The sequence below is a fragment of the Streptomyces sp. NPDC000983 genome (assembly GCF_040299205.1).
In the GTDB taxonomy this organism is placed as follows: Bacteria; Actinomycetota; Actinomycetes; order Streptomycetales; family Streptomycetaceae; genus Streptomyces.
The window spans coordinates 24,354-42,857 of the sequence record NZ_JBEPBM010000042.1; the positions used below are offsets into that span (position 1 = coordinate 24,354).

Below are 18,504 nucleotides of genomic sequence, written 5' to 3' on the forward strand. Positions count from 1 at the left end.
CGGGGACCGGGGGCCCCGCCCCGCGCGCGTTCAGTCCAGCTCCGCCAGCCGCCGGACCGCCCCGGCCGCGAAGTCCTCGATGTACCGGGCCACCTCGCCGGTGCCGGGGGCGAGGATCACCGTGTCGATGCCGAGCCCGGCGTAGCCGCCCATCTCACGGGTGAAGGCGTCCAGGTCGCCCTCGGCGGCCGCGTCGCCGGCGTAGAGGACGGTCCGGCGGATCTCCGCCTCGTCACGGCCCTCGGTGTCGCAGTGGCGGCGCAGCACGTCGAGCTTGTGCGCGACCTCCTCGGGGCCCGCCGCGAACAGGTTGCAGGCGTCGGCGTGCCGGGCGACCAGCCGGAGCGTCTTGCGCTCTCCCCCGCCGCCGATCATGATCTCCGGCCGCGGGCGGCCGACCGGCGCCGGGACGCACAGCGTCTCCGCGAGCCGGTAGTGCCGCCCCTCGAAGGGGCCGTTGTCCTTCGGGTCCCACATCTGACGGCAGATCCGCAGGGTTTCGTCCAGCCGCTCGAAGCGCTCGGCGACCGGCGGGAACTCCACGCCCAGACCGTGGTGTTCACGGTCGTACCAGGCCGCCCCGATGCCGAGTGCGGCCCGTCCGCCGGAGAGCACGTCGAGCGAGGTGACGATCTTGGCGAGCAGTCCGGGATGCCGGTACGTCACCCCGGTGACCAGGGTGCCGAGCCGGACCGTGGAGGTGTGGGCCGCGAGATACCCGAGGGTCGTGTAGGCCTCCAGCATCGGCGCCTCGGCCCCGCCGTTGTTCTCCATCTGGAAGTAGTGGTCCATCACCGAAAGCCAGCTCACCCCGGCCTCCTCGGCCGCGCGGCCCGCGGCGGCCAGCCCGGGTCCCAGTTCGGCGGCGCCGCCGGGGAGTTCGAACCTGTTGATGTGCACGCCCACCCGCATGTCGCTCTCCGTTCGCCCGGGCTGTCGTCGACGTCCGTGACGCTAGATCCTCGAGCGCCCTCCAAGTCAAGCCACAACCCCCTTACGCCGTCTGCCCGTTGGAAAGCGTTCAAACGGGCGACCGATTCGGGCCGACTCTGCGAGGGTGGGCGGATGCAGACCCTCTACCGCAGACTGCTCCGGTCACTGCCCCGTCTCGGTGTGCGGGTGACGGACCTCGCGCCGGGCACCGCGCTGGTCTCCCGGCGCGGCCGGTACACGGCGACCGGGGCGGGCAAGGACGCCTGGCTCGTCCTGCGCGGCGGCACCTCGGACCGCTGGACCAGCGTCCCGCTCGGAAGCAGCGGGGCCCGGCTGGTGCTCGGCAGGGAGTCGGCCGCGGACGAGCGCAGACTCCAGATGGCGGCGGCCGAGTACCTGTGCATGCAGCACGTCACCGCGATGCTCGACCTGTACGGCGTGAACTGCGTCCTCGACGTCGGCGCCAACCGCGGCCAGTACGCCAAGCGGCTGCGCCGGCACGGCTACACCGGCCGGATCGTCTCCTTCGAGCCCACCGCGGAGGCGTACGCGAAGCTGAGCGAGGCCGCCGAGGGCGATCCCGAGTGGCGGGTGCACCACTGTGGACTGGGCCGCGAGGACACGGTCGCCGAGATCCACGTCGGCTGGAACACCATGAACTCCCTTCTCCCGGCGAGCGACTACGGCCGCGACCGCTACAGGCGCTTCGGCACCACCCGCACCGAGGAGATCCGCGTCCGGCGTCTGGACGCCGTACTGGACGAGGCGCTCGACGGGCTGTCCGAGCCGCGCCCGTTCCTGAAGATGGACACCCAGGGCTACGACCTGGAGGTGTTCGCCGGGGCCGGGGAGCGGACCGCCGACTTCGTGGGGCTTCAGTCGGAGGTCGCGGTGCTGCGGCTGTACGAGGGCAGCCCGGGCATGGGCGAGGCGGTCGCCGCGTACGAGGCGGGCGGCTTCGAGATCACCGGAATGTATCCGGTGACCCGGGAGGCGGCCACCGGGCGTGTGGTGGAGTTCGACTGCGTGATGATGCGCCCGAAGGCCGCCCCCGCGGCGGCTTAGCCGGAGGGTCGGGCGCCGTCCGGGCGGGCGGCGCGGAAGGTGCGGCGGTAGGTGTCCGGGGGGACGCCCAGGGTGCGGTTGAAGTGGCGGCGCAGGGTCGTCGCGGTGCCCATGCCGGTGGCGACCGCGATGGCGTCGACGCTCTCGTCGGAGGTCTCCAGCAACTCCTGCGCCCGCCGGATGCGTTGGTTGAGCAGCCACTGCAGCGGGGTGGTGCCGGTCGCCGCCCGGAAGTGCCGGCCGAGCGTGCGTGAGCTGGTCCGGGCCCGGCGGGCCAGGTCCTCCACGGTGAGCGGCTGGTCGAGGCGGGCCATCACCCAGGGCAGCAGCGCGGCGAGCGGATGGTCGTCCCGGGCGGGCACCGGCGTGGTGACGAACTGGGCCTGGCCGCCCGCCCGGTGGGGAGGGACGACCAGGCGCCGGGCCACCGCGTTGGCGACGCCAGAGCCGCGGTCCCGGCGGACCAGGTGCAGGCACAGGTCCAGGGCTGCGGCCTTCCCCGCCGAGGTGAGGACGGTGCCGTTGTCGACGTAGAGCACGTCCGGGTCGACGGTCACCCGGGGATGGCGGGCGGCCAGGACGTCCGTGTGCGCCCAGTGCGTGGTCGCGCGTCTGCCGTCCAGCAGTCCGGCGGCGGCCAGCACGAACGCGCCGGTGCACAGGGAGGCCACCCGGCTGCCCGCCTCGTGCGCGGCACGCACCGCGTCGACCAGTTCGGCGGGCGGTTCGACGTCGATGTCCGCCCAGCCGGGCACGATCACCGTGTCGGCGCACGGGAGCCGGTCCAGGCCGCGGTCGGGCTCCAGCAGGAAGCGGTCGAGCCGCACCGGGCCGGGTCCGCACACGCTCACCTCGTACCAGGGTCCGGGCACGGCGTCGGGGCGGGACCCGAACACCTCCTGGGCCACGGCCAGTTCGAAGTGCAGCATCCCGTCGGTGAGCGCGAACGCGACTGTCCCCATGTCCGTAATTGTACGGGCGCTGTCGTTCCGGACACTCACGCCGGGGTGTGCGTTCCGGCCAGGATGGTCACGACGGAACGGACGAGAGCGGGGAGAGACCATGGGAACGGGCCGGCGGGTCGCGGTGTTCGGGGCCTACGGGCACACCGGGCGGTTCGTGGTGGCGGAGCTGCTGGACCGGGGGTACGTGCCGGTGCTGTCGGGCCGGGACGCCGACAGGCTGCGGGAGATGACGGAAGGTCAGGAGCTGGACGCCCGGGTGGCGACGGTCGACGACCCGGCCTCGCTGGACCGCGCGCTGACCGGCACGGCGGCCGTGATCAACGCCGCCGGGCCGTTCGCCGTCACCGCCGGACCGGTGATCGAGGCGGCCCTGCGCGCCGGCATCCCCTACGTGGACGTGGCGGCCGAGATCGAGGCGAACCTCGACACGTTCACGCACTTCGACGAGCGCGCCCGCACGGCGGGGGCGGTGGTCGTACCGGCGATGGCGTTCTACGGCGGACTCGGCGACCTGCTGGCCACGGCCGCCGCGGGCGACTGGACGAGCGCCGACGAGGTGCACGTGGCGTACGGACTGAGCGGCTGGCACCCCACCGCCGGGACGCGGATCGCGGGCGACGTGTCCCGGGAGCGGCGCGGGGGCAGGCGGGTCCGCTTCGCCGGGGGCCGGATCGAGTACCACGACGACGCGGTGACCACGCAGGACTGGCCGTTCCCCGAGCCGCTGGGCTCGCGGCCGGTGGTCGCGGAGTTCACGATGGCCGACGTCGTCACCGTGCCCAGCCATCTGTCCGTGCCCGTGGTGCGCACCTACATGACGGCCGAGGCGGCCAGGGACCTGTCGGCCCCGGAGACCCCGGCGCCGACGGCGGCCGACGGGAGCGGGCGTTCCGAGCAGACCTTCCTCGTCGACGTGGTGGTGCGCTCGGCGGGCCGGGAGCGGCGGGCGGTCGCCCGGGGCCGGGACATCTACGCGGTCAGCGCGCCCCTCGCCGTGGAGGCGGTGGACCGTGTCCTGAGCGGGCGGATCCGCGCGAAGGGCGTCGTCTCGGCGGGCGCGGCCTTCGACGCCCCGGACTTCCTGCGGGCGCTGTCCGCCCACCTCGCGGTGGAACTGCCCGCGTGAACCGGGCGGAGGCGCCCCCGGCGGGGCGCCTCCGGCCGGAGCCGGGTCAGCGGAACTCGTGGATCACCTCGATGGGCCCGACGATGTGCGCGTTGAACTCGTCGAGCTCCTCGGCCGGCACCCACAGCTCCAGGATGGTCCGCCCGCCCGCCTGCTGGACGGGGTAGCGGCTCAGGAAGTCGGACTCGACCTCGAAGCGGGTCACGAACCCGGCGCCGCTGTGCTTGACGTTCCAGTCCCGGGCGATCCTCACCGCGTACTCCTCGTCGAGCACCGGGTAGAAGATCGGCTGCTCGGGGAGCCGGGGCGGCCAGGCGCGCCAGTCCAGCTCACGGACCAGGGCCAGCTCCTCGGGGCCGGTGGGGCGCCAGAGGGTCGTCGTCGCGGTCGGGCGGCCGGTCATCTCGGTTCACTTCTCCGTCGGTGGTACCGGCCGTCGGTGCCGGCCGGCCAGGTGTGCGGGAACGCTAGCGGGGGTACGGGGGCGGGGCCAGCGAGTATCGGGTGCGGGGCCGACGAGTATCGGGTACGGGGTCGACGCCATTTACTTGCATGCGAGCTATACTTGCGCACGACGACAATTTCGCGGATGCCATATCCTGGGTGGCACGCACACCGGACGGAGGAGACGGCCCCATGACCGCCACAGATCCCGCACTCACCGCCCTCGCCCAGGGCTGGTGCGCGCTCTCGCTGCTGCACGGGCGGATCGAGGCCCACATCGAGCGCGCCCTCCAGGCGGGACACGACCTCAGCGTCCGGGAGTACTCGCTGCTCGACGTCCTGAGCCGGCAGCACAGCGGGGAGGGCGGCCACCTCCAGATGAAGCAGGTCGCCGACGCCGTGGTCCTCAGCCAGAGCGCCACCACGCGTCTGGTGACACGCCTGGAGGACCGCGGCCTGCTCTCCCGCTACCTCTGCCCCACCGACCGCCGAGGCATCTACACCGATGTCACCGAGGCGGGCCTGGAGCTCCTCGAAGAGGCCCGCCCCACCAACGAGAAGGCCCTGCGCGAGGCCCTCGACCAGGCCGCCGCCAACCCCGAACTGGCCCCGCTGGTCCGGGCGGTGGAGACGCTCCGCGTCCCCGTCTGAACGGGCCGCTCCCGCTCAGCGCGCCATCGCCGACCCGGCGGCCGCCAGGGCCTGTTCCGCGTAGCCCCGGCCGAACAGGACCGCGTGCACGAGCAGCGGGAACAGCTGGTGCAGGGCGATCCGGCCGGGCCATCCGGCGGCGAGCGGCGCCCGCTCCTCGTACCCGGCGAGCAGCCGGTCCAGGTGGGGGCAGCCGAAGAGGTGGAGCATCGCCAGGTCGGTCTCCCGGTGACCGCCGTGCGCGGCCGGGTCGATCAGCCGGGCCTCGCCGTCGGCGGCCCACAGGACGTTGCCGTTCCACAGGTCGCCGTGGAGGCGGGCCGGCGGCTCGGCGGGCCCCGACAGCTCGGGCAGCCGTTCGCAGACCCGCTCCAGGACCCCGGCCTCCGGCATGGTCAGCGTGCCTTCGTCGACCGCGAGGCGCACGTACGGCAGCACCCGGTGCTCCGCGTACCAGCGCGGCCAGTCGCCGCCCTCGGCGTTGTGCATGCGGGCGAGCCCGATGTACGCCTCCCGGGGACCGCCCGGTGGCGGTGAGCCGAACGCCGGGGCGCCCGCCGCGTGCAGTACGGCCAGGTCGCGGCCCAGGCGCTCCGCCGCGCCGGGGCTCGGACGGCCCGTCGGGACGCGGTCCGTCACCAGCCAGCGCTCGTCGTACCCGTGCACGTACGGCACCCGCACCGCACCCGCGTCCGCGAGCCAGCGCAGGCCCGCCGCCTCCGCCCGCACCGAACCCGGGCCGCCCGCGGCACCCTTGACCATCACCACCCGCCCGTCGTCGAGGGTGACCTCGGTGAGCGCGCCGGACAGCCGCCTCTCGGCCACCGCGGTCCGGCCCGTGAAGCGCGCGGCCTGCTCGCTCTCCTCCATGACGGCAGCGTAGGGCCGCGCCCCCGGCCCGGCCGGTCCAGAAGCCGGGGGCGGGGGCACGGCGACCGTGTACCGGGGGGGGTCGGACCTGGTCGAGATCGCGGTCCCTGGTCTCGGGCTGGGCCGGGATGCAGACCAGCGACAGCAGGGCCATCGAACTCATGAACCAGCCAGCGGCGGCGGGGCTGCGGTGTCGGCGTGAACGAGGCCGGTCCGGCGGCGGGCGGGGGCTGCGGTGTCTGCGCGGACGCCGGCCGGGTCCGGCGGGCGCCGGTCCGGAGAGCGGGATGCGCGAGGGGTCGGCCGCCGGGCTGTCGGGCGGACGGCGGCGCACCGCCGTCCCTCGGTCGCCGCTCGCCCGGACGGGCGGCGGCTGTACGTGGTCGTGCTCGACGCCGCACCGGCTGGTGAACCTCAACTCTCCTCCTCTAAGCCTGAGTTGGTGTTCACCCGCCGCCGTCCGGGGCACGCCGGTGCCGGCGGCGGTGGCGCCGCCCTTGCCGCGGCCCGGGGCCCAACCTCGCGGTGCCGCCGCACGATCAGTGCGGTGGAACTCACGGGGTTCGGCCCCGGCGCAGCGGCTGGTCGCCCATGGTGGAGCCGCGCCGGGCACCGCGGCCGGAGTCAGGTCCAAAGCGGCAGCGCTACGTGCCGCTGCCGCTTCCCGCTTCGACCAACTCCCGCTTGCGGCGAGGGGTCTTGGCGATGAGGCGGGCCAGCCAGTCGGCGCGGCCCGCGGCCACCGGGCCCAGTACGGCGAGGACCAGTACGTATCCGGCGATGAACGGCGCCAGCCGTTGGTCGAGTCCGGCGCCCGCCGCCATCGCGGCGAGGATCAGCGCGAACTCCCCTCGGGCGACGAGGGTCGTGGCGATGTCCGCGGCCGGTCCCGGCCCGTAGCCGTACAGCCGGGCCACCCACAGGCCCGCGAGCACGTTCATCACGATCGTCAGCAGGGCCGCGGCGGCGACCGGGAGCGCCACCTGCGCGAAGTCGCCGGGGTCGATGGCCAGGCCGAAGGCGAAGAAGAAGATCGCCGCGAAGGCGTCCCGCAGCGGGTGCACCAGGTCCCGGATCCGCGGACCGGAGGAGGTCCCGGCGAGGATCAGTCCGACCATGAACGCGCCGATGGCGTCGGCGACCCCGAGCACCTCGGAGACGCCGGCGACGAGCACCGCGGCGCCGAGGAAGCTGATGACGAGGACTTCGTCGTCGCGGACCTGGATCGCCCGCCCGACCAACCGGGTGCCCCAGCGGGCCACGGCGGCCAGCACCAGCAGGAACCCGAACGCCTTCGACGCCTGGAGGACCATCTCGCCGACGCCCTCGGCGCCGCCGATCACCGGCTGGAGCACCGCCAGGTACAGGGCGAGGAAGATGTCCTCGACGACGATGACGCCGAGGATCAGCCGGGTCTCGGGGCGGCCTATTCGCCCCAGGTCGATGAGGATCTTGGTGACGATCGCGGACGAGGAGATCCCGAGCACCCCGGCCAGCACCAGCGCCTCGCGGGTGCCCCAGCCCAGCGCGAAGCCGAAGCCCAGTCCGGCGCCGACGTTGAGCAGCAGATAGACGCCGCCGGCGGTCAGCAGCCGCCTGCCGCCGCTCTTGAGGTCGTCCAGGTGGAATTCCAGGCCGAGGTAGAACAGCAGCAGGACCAGGCCGAGCGCCGAGAGCATCTCGAAGTCGTGGGGGTCCTCGACGATGACGAGCCCCGGCGTGTGCGGGCCGAGCAGGATGCCCGCGAGGGTGAACAGCGGGATGGTGGGCAGTCCGATGCGGCTGCCGAGACGGGCCAGGACGGCCGCGGCGAGGAAGGCGCCGCCCATGGCCAGGAGGCTGTCAGCGTGTCCCACGGTTCACCCCCTCGGACCGGTGGACCTTCGGGATCGATGCGACCGTGCGGGGGTGGATGAGCGGCACTCCTTACGTCCGGTGCGGCGACGGTTTCGCCGGTACTACGTCACCGTGCCACGCCCCGACCTGCCCGGACCATCGGGGACGACACCCATCTCTCAGGAGCAGCAACCCCCCGCGGAGCCCGTCGGCGCGTCGAGGCGGCAGAAGCAGGACGACTCCACGGGTACGTCCGCCAACGCGGCAGCGACCGACAGCTGTTGGGCGATGATCCGCGCCTCGCCGTCCTTGCCCAGGCGGGTGAGGCACTCGTGGAGTCCGTGCAGCGCCCAGACGTTGCCGGGGTGCTGGCAGGCCCGGGGCAGGGTGCCGTCCAGGCCCAGGTCGGCCCGGTAGACCGCCTCGGCCTCGGCGAGGCGGCCCTGTTCCAGGAGGAGGGCGCCGTAGGCGTGCCGGGTGGGCTGCATCCAGCCCCAGGGTTCGTCGTAGGGGAGGTTGTCGGAGAGTTCGACGGAGCGTTCCAGGGCGGCGAAGGCGGCCTCGAACCGGCCCTTGCGGTACTCCAGTTCGCCCTCCAGCATGGCCGCGGCGATGGCGAGGATGTCGGCGCAGGTGTTGTTGAACAGCATGCGGGTCTCGGGGACGCGGGGCGCCGCCGCCCGGAACAGCCGCTGTTCCTCCTCGGCCTCGGGGACGCGGCCGGTGGCGGAGAGGGCGACTCCGCGGGCGTAGTGGAGCATCGCGGTGGTCATGCTGTACAGCTCGGGGTCGGCGGGCCGGGGCAGGTCGAGGATGTCGGACCAGCGGCCGAAGCGGATCAGGACGTGGACGCGCATGGCGAGGAACGCCTCCAGCCAGTCGGCCATGGGCGGGCTCTCCACCCGCAGCAGTTCCTCCGGTACGGCCGCCTCCAGCTGGTCGGCGGTCTCCAGGGCGGTCCGCGACTGGCCGAGGAACATCGCGCCGTAGATCCTGAAGTGGTAGTTGTGCGCGCGGTAGAGGGTGTAGAAATTCATCGGCCCGGAGCGCTCCAGGACCTTCTCGTCCGCGCGGATGGCGTCGGTGTTGTCGGAGACGACGCGCCGGTAGTCCCCGCACAGGACCTCCAGGTGCGAGGGCATGTGGCGCAGATGGCCGGCGTCGGGCACGAGTCCGCGCAGCCGGTCGGCGGGGGTCAGGGCCGCCTCGGGCGTGGGCGACATCTCCATCAGGTGGATGTACAGGTGCAGGACGCCGGGGTGCAGCCGTCCCTCGGGCGCGTCGATGACCCGCTCCAGCACCTGCCTGGCCTCGACGGTGCGGGCGCCCTCGGCGGGTTCCCCGGTGCGCAGGTCCCACAGCTGCCAGGGGGTGAGGTTCATCAGCGCGTCGGCGTAGAGGGTCGCGATGTCCGGGTCGTCGGGGGCGAGTTGGTGGACGGCGCGCATGGCGTCGGCGTAGGGGGCGTTCCACACCGAGCAGTCCTCGACGGCCTTGGCCTGCGGGTAGCGGGCGCGCAGGGCGGTGATGAGGGCCTGTTCGACGGGGGTGCAGCCGGCCGCCCTGGCGTGGGCGGCCTCGACGGCGTCGTGGGTGCGCTCGACGGTGCGGACCAGGTCCCGCTCGTCGAAGAACTCCCAGGGCTTGTTGTAGTTCGGTCCGAGGGCGTAGGCGATGCCCCAGTGGGCCATGGCGCAGTCGGGGTCGGCCGCGGCGGCCTTCTGGAAGCAGGCGACCGCTTCCTCGTGGTGGAAGGCGTACGTCCAGGTCAGGCCGCGGTCGAACCAGAGCTGGGCCTCGGGCGATGCGGTGGTGACGGTCCGGCCGTGCGGGCCGAGGTCGTAGTACTCCACGGTGGACTCCTGACGGTGTCGCCTGCTGGGAGTCTGCAATTCTTCCCGAGACCGAGCGTTCTGCCCCGCCTCCCGCCGATTTGCCTCACCCTTACGAGGGGCTGGGCACCCGGTCCGGGGTCCGGGCGGTGCGGGCGAGGACAGCCGCCGCGACGAGGGCGGCCAGGGCGGCGCCGGTGGTGCCGCGCAGGCCGACGGCGTCGGTCAGGGGGCCGGCGAGGGCGGTGCCGAGGGCGCCGACCGCGAAGTACAGCACCAGGTACGCGCCGCTGAGGCTGCCGGAGTTGGCGGGGTCGATGCCGATGACCACGCTCTGGTTGGCGGCCTGCGCCACGAAGCAGCCCGCGTCGAACACGGCGAGCCCGACGACGACGGCGATGACGCTGCCGGGCGCGAGGGCGATCAGCAGGGCGCCGCTCGCCGCGACGGCGACGGCGGCGGTCATGACGGTGTGGGGCGAGCGCCGGTCGACGATACGGCCGGTGAAAGGCAGTACGGCGAAGCCGAGCAGGCCGGCCAGGCCCAGCAGGCCGATGGCGGTGGGGTCCAGGGAGTGCGGGGGCCGGGCCAGGGCGAGGGCGAGTCCGACCCACAGCAGCGTGAACGCGAAGTACCACAGGCCGCCGGTGGCGACGGCGCGCCGCAGGCGGGCCTCGCGCAGCGGAAGCCGGGGCAGCGCGGCCAGGGCGGCCCGGTAGGGGGTGCCCGCGCGGGGGCGTTCGGCGGGCAGCAGCAGGGCGGCCGCGACGGCGCCGAGCGCGGCGAGGGCGGCGCAGACCAGGAGCATCGCGCGCCAGCCGAGCAGATCGGTGAGGGCGCCGCCGACCAGCCGGCCGAGCAGGATCCCGGCGGACAGGCCGGTCGCCACGAGGGCGACGGCGGCACCTCGGCGGCCCGGTGCGGCGAGGCGTCCCGCGATCACGTTCGCCTGGGCGGCCACCGCGGCGGCGGCGCCGATGATCACATGGGCGGCGACCAGCACGGCCGCGTCGGAGGCGGTGGCGGCCAGCACCAGGGCGGCGGCGAGGGCGGTGAAGTGGGCGGCGGCCAGGCGGTTGGGGGCGATGCGGTCGGCGAGGGGCAGCAGCAGGGCGAAGCCGGTCATCGAGCCGGCGAGCGCGGCGGAGGGGACGAGGCCGATCGCGGAGACCGGCACGTCCAGGTCGGCGGCGACGACGGTCAGGGCCGGCTGGAGCGCGTAGTTGTCGGCTATCGCCGTACCGGCCATGACGGCGAGCAGCGCGGTGGTACCCCGGCGCGGGGTGCGGGTCACGGCCGGTCCGTGCGGCTGAGGAGGACGGCGTAGCGGCAGTCGGTGTCGGCGGTGTTGGCGAAGACGCGGGGGGCGGGGTCGCCGAGTTCGATGACGTCGCCGGGGCCGAGTTCGTGGGCGGTGTCGCCGTCGTGGAAGGTGAGCCGTCCCTCCAGGACCCAGACGAGCTGGTGGAGGAAGGCGAAGGCGGCGGCGGGGTAGGGGACGCGGGCCCCGGCCGGCAGGCGGATCTCCGCGAGCTCGGCGGGGAAGCGCGGACCGGCGATCTGGCGGCGCCGGTAGCCGGTCTCGGGGTCGACCCACTCGGGGTCGTCCGCCGGCCGCCGCACCCCGGCCGCGGCCGGTTCCGTCACCTCCGGCGCCTCCTCGGCCTGCGCGAGCAGTGAGGCCACGCTCAGCTGGAAGGCCGCGGACAGCTTGCCCAGCACGACGGCCGTGGGGTTGCTCTCGCCGCGCTCGATCCGGTTGATCATCGCCCGGGACACGCCGGAGGCGTCCGCGAGCTGGGCGAGCGTCCACCGGCGGGCTTCCCGCTCCGTGCGGATCCGGGTGGCGATCCGCTCGACCAGAGGATCTATCATATTGGACATGATTCCAATATACGAGAAGCGAGGGGGCGTGACGGTCCGCGCGGCCCGGCCGGAGGACACCGAGGCCGTGGTCGCGATCCGCAATCACGCCGTCGAGCACTCGACGGCGCTGTGGACGCGGGTCCCGCACTCCCCCGCCGAGGGCCGGGCCTGGTTCGCCGACCATCTCGACCGCGGCTCGGCGCTGGTCGCGGAGGCGGACGGCGAGATCGCCGGTTACGCGGCCTACGCCCCGTGGCGGGCCCTGGAGGGCTACCGGTACACGGTGGAGGACTCGGTCTACGTCCGCGAGGAGTTCCACGGTCTCGGCATCGGCGGCACGCTGCTCACCGCACTCGTCGACCGGGCCCGCACGGCCGGCATGCACAGCATGATCGCGGCCATCGAGTCCGGGAACACCACGTCGATCCGGCTCCACGAGCGCCGGGGCTTCGTGCTCGTGGGCACCATGAAGGAGGCCGGCACCAAGTTCGACCGCTGGTTCGACCTGACGCTGATGCAGCTGCCGCTGGTCTGACGGCCGGCGTTCTCAGGGGTCCAGGCCGGTCCGCCGGAGCCGCTCCGCCGTCCGCGCCGAGGTGACGCGCGGCGCCTGTGCGGCCAGTGCCGACAGCAGGCCCTCCCAGGCGTCCGGGAGACCGGCGTCCACGGCCGACCGGTAGGCGTCACGGGCGTCGGCCGTCCGGCCGCGCTCCAGGTGCAGCGCGCCGAGCGCGGCGTACGCCTCCGTGTCCCCGGCATCGGCGCCCCGCGCGTAGGCGACTTCGGCGGCGGTCGGGTCGCCGCCCGCCTCCCGCACCCGGCCCAGCGCAGTCCACACGTCGCCCGCGCCGAGCGCCGCGGCGCGCGACACCGCCCGCTCGGCCCCCTCCCGGTCCCCGGCCCGTTCCCGCATCCGGGACAGCGCGGCCCACGCGGTCGGCGATCCCCGCTCGGCGGCGAGATCGGCCGCGGCCTCCGCGCCCCCGGTGTCCCCCGCGCGTTCCCGGCCGCGCGCAAGCGTGGTCCACGCCTCCACGTCCCCGGCGCGGGCGGCCTCGGCGGCGGCGCGGGCGGCGCCCGCGTCGTCGCCGCGTTCCGCCCGGTCCTCGGCGAGGGCGGTCCACGCCTCCGGGTCGCCCAGGCGTACGGCCTGTGCCGCGGCCTCCTCGGCGCCGGCCCGGTCTCCGTCGGACTCGGCGAGCAGCGCCAGTTCGCGCCAGGCCGCGCCGACACCCTGGGCGGCCGCCTCGCGATGGGCCGCCACGGCACCGGAGAAGTCGCCCGCGGCGTGACGCAGTTGGGCGAGCAAGGTCCAGCCCTCGGGGTTCGCCCCGGCCGCTCCGTGGGTGGCGGCCGCGACGGCCGCCGTCCGGTCGCCGAGCGCCCAGCGCAGCCGTACGAGCCGGGCCCAGGCCGCGGTGATCCCCGCCTCGGCCGCCCGGGTCGCGTGCCGCACCGCTTCCGGCAGGTCGTCGGCGCGTTCGGCGGCCTGGGCGAGACCGAGGTGACCCCAGGCGTCGCCGGCGCTGACCGCCTGTTCGAAGGCCTTCGCCGCCGCCGCGGCGTCGGCCGCCCGCATCCGGCCGAGGGTCCGCCAGGCGTGCGGCCGCCCGAGGGCCGCGGCCTCGGCGGCGACACCGTCCGCGCCGACCGGGTCGCCGTCCGCCTCGTGGATGCGGGCCAGGGCGGACCAGGCCCACGCGTCGCCCGCCTCGGCGGCGCGCCGATAGGCGAGGCGGGTGCCCGCCTCCTCCCCCCTGGCCTCGCGCGCCACCGCCAGGGCCGCCCAGGCGACGGCGTCCGCGGCGGCCGTCTCCTCGGCGGCGGCCGGTCCGTCGGTGGTCTCCCGCAGCAGGGCCAGTGAGGCACGCGCCCGGTCGTGGCCCTGCTCCAGCGCCCTCGCGTGGAGCGCGGCGGCACAGCCGTAGCGGCGGCGGCGTTCCGCGGCCCGGGCGAAGGCGTGCAGGTCGTCCGGGGTCCTGGCCCAGGCGGCCGCCGTCCAGAAGCCCGCCGGGGGTGCGCGGTGCCCCCTGACCCGGCGGATGTGCTGCTCCAGGTAGTCGTCCGGGCGGTAGCTGTCCGGGTTGCCGACGCCCGGCTCGTGGCGTTCCGCGATCAGTGGCACGGGGCCTCCCGCCGCGGTGGTGAGCGAGCCGATGGCCGCGGGGAACCATTCCTCGCCCGCGGTGGCCCGGGCGGTGGCGTCCATGAAGCAGGCCGCGGCCTCCTTCAGCAGCCCCGCCGGTACGGCACTGGCGTGACCGAGCCTGCGCGCTTCGACGGCGGCGGTGAGCACGGCGTGCTCGGGCGCGGTGAACCACTGGTCGGGGCCCATCGCCCAGCGGCGGACCAACTCCGGCCCGCCGGTGAGGTGCTGGAGCACGCGGTGCCCGGGGCCGGCGGCTCGTACGGCGGCGGCGAGACGGGGGTCGCGGGCGGCCGCGGCGGCGACCTCCGGGGCGTCGGCGGGGAGGGTGTCCGGGACGGCAATCCGGATATGACGCCCTGTCAGCAGGGCCTGCGCGTGCGGGAACTCGTCCTCTACACCACGGCTGCGCTCCGTCAGCCGCCTCAGGTGCTCCGGCCACATGGTGCCCACCACGGCGAGCGGTGCCACGTCGTCCAGCAGCCGCGTCAGCGCCCGAGCGGCGCACTCGCCGGCGGCGCCGCTCAAGCAGCGCTGCGCCTCGTCGAGCCAGAGCACGGTTCTCGGCCCGACCCGCGCCGAGGCCAGCTCCTCGGCGTCGGCCGGGAACAGTACGGGCCAGTCGGGCAGGACCGCCTTCACCGCCTCGTACGCGGCCCGGGTCTTGCCGCTCGCCGACCGCCCGACGAGCAGCACGAACACGCCCTCGCGGCCGGCCACGCTACGGGCCAGCAGACCGCGCAGGGTCTCGTCGTGGGGGCGCGGGAGGTACTCGGTGGGCGGCAGGTCGACGGTGTCGTCGAGGCCGGGGGCGGGATGGACACCGAGGCGTACGGGGTCCCAGTGGGGCGCGGGACGTCGGTGCCCTTGAGGTTCAGGCATAGGCTTGGGGTACCCGTCGTCCCAGGAACTCGACTGCGGCATCCACCGTGTCAAACTGTGAAAACAGATACTGAAAACCTACAACCCGCAAGAGTTTCTGCATCCGCACGGTTGGCGCCACCAGCACGATCGCCCCGTCGTACGCGCGGAGGCGCTTCAGGCAGCCCACCAGCACACCGAGTCCGGTCGAGTCCAACAAGGCCACGAACGTCAGATCTACGACAAGGAAGTACCGCCCCTGGTTCATCAGGTCGACGAGCACTGTACGCAGGGCTGGGGCCGTATAGACGCTTATCTGCGCTTCTGACTCTGCATCGGGGACGCTCACCAGCGTGATGTGGTCGGAGATGTGCTCGTAGGTGTACCAGCCAGCAACGATGACGCCCTGCTCCAGCGGGTGCTGCCTGCGGGCGGCGCGATCCGCATGGGCCGCACGTCGCTGCTCGGCGTCGGCCGCCAGCTTCGCCATTGCGCTCGAAACGTCGCCGTGGGTGCGGAAGAACTTGGTCAGACCGGTTCGGGACAGCACATCCCGGATCCGCCCATCGCTGACGACCAGCGACATCGCCCCGCCCCTCAAGTGCACGCGCTTTAGGACCCCGACTAACACGCCGATGCCGTGTCCGTCGATGTCGTCCATCGCGCTGAGGTCGACGACCATGATCAGCCGCCCCTCCTCCGCAAACCGCAGCAGCAGCGAGCGGAGTTCAGGTGCCGAGTGGAGGTCAAGCGCGCCGCCCTCCCCGCCCTCGCTCTCCACCCGTACGACCGTGACCCCGTCGCTCCGGTCCTCGTACGACACCTTCAGCTGCACCAGGCCCCCTCACCTCAAGGCACCGTCGATCGTATCCGCCCGCGTGTACTACACAGGGGTCAGCGCGGCGCGTGCCGCGTCCAGGAACGTCCTCTGCGCGAAGGGGTGTTGGGGTCCCGCAGCGCTTGTGGCAAGGGAGTTGCGCAGGGTCTCCGCCGCCGTCGTCACGGGCTCCGGGCCCTCCAGCCGTACGACGTTCAGGGCTTCCCCGACCGCGGCCATCGCCGTGTCGTACTCCCGGCGGCGGGTGGTCTCGTCCGTGGTGCCGATGGCGGACTGCCAGGCGGCCAGGGCCTGTTGGGCGCCGTCGGTGCGGCCGAGGTAGGCGACGTAGGCCGCCCGGCGCACCTCCCGCTGTCCGGCGAGGATCTGCTCGGTGAGGGTGCGGCGGGCGACGTCGAGCTGGGCCGTGGCCTGGAGTTGGCCGGCGTCCCAGGCGGCGGCCGCCTGTTGACGTCCCGCCTCCCACGCGGCCTGGGCCTGGCGCTCGCCCGCCGCCCACGCGGCCGCCGCCTGGCGTTTGGCGGCGGCCAGCGTGAACCAGCCGGTCAGCACGCCGCCGCCGATCGCCGCGCCGGCGGCGACGAGTGCCGTCACCACGGCTTCGCTCATCTCAGGCGTCCAGTGCCGCCAGCACCACCGACCTGGCCTCCTCCTGGACCCGGGCCAGGTGGTCCGGGCCGAGGAAGGACTCGCCGTAGATCTTGTACACGTCCTCGGTGCCCGAAGGGCGGGCCGCGAACCAGGCGCTGGCGGTGGAGACCTTGATGCCGCCGAGGGCGGCGCCGTTGCCGGGGGCCTCGGTGAGGACCTCGGTGACGGGTTCCCCGGCGAGGGTGTCGGCGGTGACCTGGCTCGGGGAGAGCTTCGCGAGCAGCGCCTTCTCCTCGCGGGAGGCCGGCGCGTCGACGCGCGCGTAGGCGGGGGCGCCGAAGCGGTCGGTGAGCTGCGCGTAGTGCTGCGACGGCGTCCTCCCCGTGACCGCGGTGATCTCGGAGGCGAGCAGGGCCAGGATGATGCCGTCCTTGTCGGTGGTCCACACCGATCCGTCGCGGCGCAGGAAGGAGGCGCCCGCCGACTCCTCGCCGCCGAAGCCGAGCGTGCCGTCGGACAGTCCGTCGACGAACCACTTGAATCCGACGGGGACTTCGACGAGCGGCCGGCCGACGTCCGCCGCGACCCGGTCGATCATGCCCGACGAGACGAGGGTCTTGCCGATCCCGGCGCCGGCCGGCCACTGCTCGCGGTGCGAGAAGAGATAGGAGATCGCCACGGCCAGGTAGTGGTTGGGGTTCATCAGGCCGCCGTCGGGGGTGACGATGCCGTGCCGGTCGGCGTCGGCGTCGTTGCCGGTGGCGATGTCGAACCGGTCGCGCCGCTCGATGAGCGAGGCCATCGCGTACGGCGAGGAGCAGTCCATGCGGATCTTGCCGTCCCAGTCCAGCGTCATGAAGCGCCAGGTGGGGTCGGTCAGCGGGTTGACCACGGTCAGGTCGAGCCGGTGCTGTTCGGCGATCCGGCCCCAGTAGGCCACCGAGGCGCCGCCCAGCGGATCGGCGCCGATGCGCACCCCGGCGGCGCGGATCGCGTCGAGGTCGAGCACGTTCGGCAGGTCGGCGACGTAGGCGCCGAGGAAGTCGTGGCGGCCGGTGCCGGGCGCGGCCAGCGCGCGGGCGTGGGGGATGCGCCGTACGTCCTTCAGGCCGCCGGTGATGATCTCGTTGGCGCGGTCCTGGATCCAGGAGGTCGCCTCGGAGCCGGCGGGGCCGCCGTGCGGCGGGTTGTACTTGAAGCCGCCGTCGGCGGGCGGGTTGTGCGAGGGGGTGACGACCACGCCGTCGGCGAGCCCCGAGGTCCGGCCGCGGTTGTGGGTGAGGATGGCGTGCGACACGGCCGGGGTGGGCGTGTAACCGTCCGCCTCGTCGATGAGGACGGTGACGTCGTTGGCGGCGAACACCTCCAGGGCGGTGACCCGGGCGGGCTCGGACAGGGCGTGGGTGTCGGCCCCGAGGAAGAGGGGGCCGTCGGTGCCCCGGGCGGTGCGGTACTCGCAGATGGCCTGGCTGGTGGCGGCGATGTGGTCGTCGTTGAACGCGGCCGCGAGGGACGAGCCGCGGTGCCCGGAGGTGCCGAACGCGACCCGTTGCGCGGGGTCGGCCGGGTCGGGGCGCAGCGCGTAGTACGCCGTGACCAGGCGTGCCACGTCGATGAGGTCCTCGGGCCCGGCGACCTGTCCCGCTCGCTCGTCCTGCATCTTCCCGCTCCTCCGCAAGGGTTCGACCGTCGGTGAGGCCCTCATTCTCCCCTGCCGGGGGCGCGCGGACGCGCACCGGCCGCCGTTGTGGCCCGCGTCCACCGGGTGCGACGATGCGGGCCGACGAGCGAAAAGGGAGATCCGACGTGCCTCAAGAGGACCAACGCCCGCCCGCCGCAGTGGTGTTCGACGCGCTGGGCGCCGACTACGAGAAGGCGTTCGCGCAGGCCCCCGCACATCTGGCCGCGCTGCAGTGGCTGATCGGGCGGCTGCCGGTCTCCGCGTGGACGCTGGACGTGGGCAGCGGCACCGGGCGGCCCACCGCCGCGGTGCTCACCGGTGCGGGGCACTCCGTGGTCGGCGTGGACATCTCCCCGGTGATGGTGGAACTCGCCGCCCGTCAGGTCCCGGACGCCGAGTTCCGCCGGGCCGACATCCGTGAACTCCCTCTGGAGGAGGGCTTCTTCGACGGGGTGTGCGTGTTCTTCTCGCTGCTCCAGATGACCCGTGAGGAGCAGTCCACGCTGGTGCGGCGGCTGGCGCGGGCGCTCAAGCCCGGTGGGCATCTGGTGCTGGCCACCGTGCCCGCGGACGTGGAGGACCTGGAGATCGTCTTCATGGGCCAGCCGGTCCGGGCGACGAGTTTCGCCGAGGCGGACTTCACCGCCATGGTCGAGGCGGCGGGGCTGACGGTGCTGTCCAGTGACAGCACCGTCTTCACCCCGGACCATCCCGGAGCGGGGCCGGAGCCCCACCTCTACCTGTACTGCCGACGGGAGTTGTGAGGCTCGGGCGACCGGCCTCGGGCGATCTCCACCGA

At 74.1% G+C, this 18,504-nt stretch carries 17 protein-coding genes and 1 pseudogene; 5 read left to right on the forward strand and 13 right to left on the reverse strand.

Going from position 1 to position 18,504, the window contains the following annotated elements:
* Positions 1-30: 30 nt before the first annotated feature.
* Positions 31-912 carry an LLM class F420-dependent oxidoreductase gene (locus ABT296_RS32465; protein WP_351932633.1) on the reverse strand — a complete coding sequence of 294 codons (882 nt, stop codon included), beginning with the start codon at positions 910-912 and terminating at the stop codon, positions 31-33.
* A 153-nt stretch (positions 913-1,065) separates the two neighbouring features.
* On the opposite strand from ABT296_RS32465, the gene ABT296_RS32470 reads away from it, so the two are divergent.
* Positions 1,066-1,998 (forward strand): FkbM family methyltransferase, encoded by a 933-nt coding sequence (locus ABT296_RS32470; RefSeq protein ID WP_351932635.1) that lies wholly within the window; start codon positions 1,066-1,068, stop codon positions 1,996-1,998.
* Here ABT296_RS32470 and ABT296_RS32475 read toward each other — a convergent pair.
* On the reverse strand, positions 1,995-2,960 hold the full coding sequence (locus tag ABT296_RS32475; protein ID WP_351932637.1) for a helix-turn-helix domain-containing protein: 966 nt from the start codon (positions 2,958-2,960) through the stop codon (positions 1,995-1,997). The two genes, ABT296_RS32470 and ABT296_RS32475, sit on opposite strands and share 4 nt — an antisense overlap.
* 100 nt (positions 2,961-3,060) lie before the next feature.
* Here ABT296_RS32475 and ABT296_RS32480 point away from each other — a divergent pair, with 100 nt between their 5' ends.
* A complete protein-coding gene (locus tag ABT296_RS32480; protein WP_351932639.1) occupies positions 3,061-4,089 on the forward strand; it encodes a saccharopine dehydrogenase family protein in 1,029 nt (342 codons plus the stop codon).
* 46 nt (positions 4,090-4,135) lie between these two features.
* On the opposite strand, the gene ABT296_RS32485 is transcribed toward ABT296_RS32480, so the two are convergent.
* Entirely contained in the window at positions 4,136-4,492 is a 357-nt protein-coding gene (locus tag ABT296_RS32485) for a hypothetical protein (protein ID WP_351932641.1), read from the reverse strand.
* Between the two features lie 233 nt (positions 4,493-4,725).
* Between ABT296_RS32485 and ABT296_RS32490 the strand changes: the two genes are divergently transcribed.
* Positions 4,726-5,184 (forward strand): MarR family winged helix-turn-helix transcriptional regulator, encoded by a 459-nt coding sequence (locus ABT296_RS32490; RefSeq protein WP_351932643.1) that lies wholly within the window; start codon positions 4,726-4,728, stop codon positions 5,182-5,184.
* Between the two features lie 15 nt (positions 5,185-5,199).
* On the opposite strand, the gene ABT296_RS32495 is transcribed toward ABT296_RS32490, so the two are convergent.
* The 5 genes from ABT296_RS32495 to ABT296_RS32515 all read right to left on the reverse strand — a co-directional run bounded on the left by ABT296_RS32495 (position 5,200) and on the right by ABT296_RS32515 (position 11,597).
* Complete coding sequence (locus ABT296_RS32495; RefSeq protein ID WP_351932645.1) at positions 5,200-6,054, reverse strand: fructosamine kinase family protein; 855 nt, start codon at positions 6,052-6,054, stop codon at positions 5,200-5,202.
* A gap of 644 nt (positions 6,055-6,698) precedes the next feature.
* The gene (locus ABT296_RS32500) at positions 6,699-7,910 is read right to left on the reverse strand and encodes a cation:proton antiporter (protein WP_351932647.1); all 1,212 of its coding nucleotides are present in this window, start codon (positions 7,908-7,910) and stop codon (positions 6,699-6,701) included.
* A gap of 159 nt (positions 7,911-8,069) precedes the next feature.
* The gene (locus ABT296_RS32505; RefSeq protein ID WP_351932649.1) at positions 8,070-9,743 is read right to left on the reverse strand and encodes a tetratricopeptide repeat protein; all 1,674 of its coding nucleotides are present in this window, start codon (positions 9,741-9,743) and stop codon (positions 8,070-8,072) included.
* A gap of 91 nt (positions 9,744-9,834) precedes the next feature.
* Entirely contained in the window at positions 9,835-11,016 is a 1,182-nt protein-coding gene (locus ABT296_RS32510; RefSeq protein ID WP_351932651.1) for an MFS transporter, read from the reverse strand.
* Positions 11,013-11,597 carry a helix-turn-helix domain-containing protein gene (locus ABT296_RS32515; protein WP_351932681.1) on the reverse strand — a complete coding sequence of 195 codons (585 nt, stop codon included), beginning with the start codon at positions 11,595-11,597 and terminating at the stop codon, positions 11,013-11,015. Before ABT296_RS32515 ends, ABT296_RS32510 begins: the two co-directional genes overlap by 4 nt.
* 7 nt (positions 11,598-11,604) lie before the next feature.
* Between ABT296_RS32515 and ABT296_RS32520 the strand changes: the two genes are divergently transcribed.
* Entirely contained in the window at positions 11,605-12,123 is a 519-nt protein-coding gene (locus ABT296_RS32520) for a GNAT family N-acetyltransferase (RefSeq protein WP_351932653.1), read from the forward strand.
* A 12-nt stretch (positions 12,124-12,135) separates the two neighbouring features.
* Here ABT296_RS32520 and ABT296_RS32525 read toward each other — a convergent pair whose 3' ends face one another.
* The 5 genes and pseudogenes from ABT296_RS32525 to pgm form a co-directional block, all read right to left on the reverse strand.
* Entirely contained in the window at positions 12,136-14,616 is a 2,481-nt protein-coding gene (locus ABT296_RS32525; protein ID WP_351932655.1) for a hypothetical protein, read from the reverse strand.
* Positions 14,609-14,965 carry an STAS domain-containing protein gene (locus ABT296_RS32530; protein ID WP_351932683.1) on the reverse strand — a complete coding sequence of 119 codons (357 nt, stop codon included), beginning with the start codon at positions 14,963-14,965 and terminating at the stop codon, positions 14,609-14,611. The genes ABT296_RS32525 and ABT296_RS32530 overlap by 8 nt, the downstream gene beginning before the upstream one ends.
* 132 nt (positions 14,966-15,097) lie before the next feature.
* A pseudogene (locus ABT296_RS32535) lies at positions 15,098-15,430 on the reverse strand (STAS domain-containing protein); the annotation flags it as partial.
* Positions 15,431-15,478: 48 nt separating this feature from the next.
* Positions 15,479-16,042, reverse strand: a complete 564-nt coding sequence (locus tag ABT296_RS32540) for a hypothetical protein (protein WP_351932657.1) — start codon at positions 16,040-16,042, stop codon at positions 15,479-15,481.
* Between the two features lies 1 nt (position 16,043).
* The gene (gene pgm / locus ABT296_RS32545; RefSeq protein ID WP_351932659.1) at positions 16,044-17,684 is read right to left on the reverse strand and encodes a phosphoglucomutase (alpha-D-glucose-1,6-bisphosphate-dependent); all 1,641 of its coding nucleotides are present in this window, start codon (positions 17,682-17,684) and stop codon (positions 16,044-16,046) included.
* A gap of 113 nt (positions 17,685-17,797) precedes the next feature.
* On the opposite strand from pgm, the gene ABT296_RS32550 reads away from it, so the two are divergent.
* On the forward strand, positions 17,798-18,469 hold the full coding sequence (locus ABT296_RS32550) for a class I SAM-dependent methyltransferase (protein ID WP_502977379.1): 672 nt from the start codon (positions 17,798-17,800) through the stop codon (positions 18,467-18,469).
* The last annotated feature ends 35 nt before the right edge of the window (positions 18,470-18,504 follow it).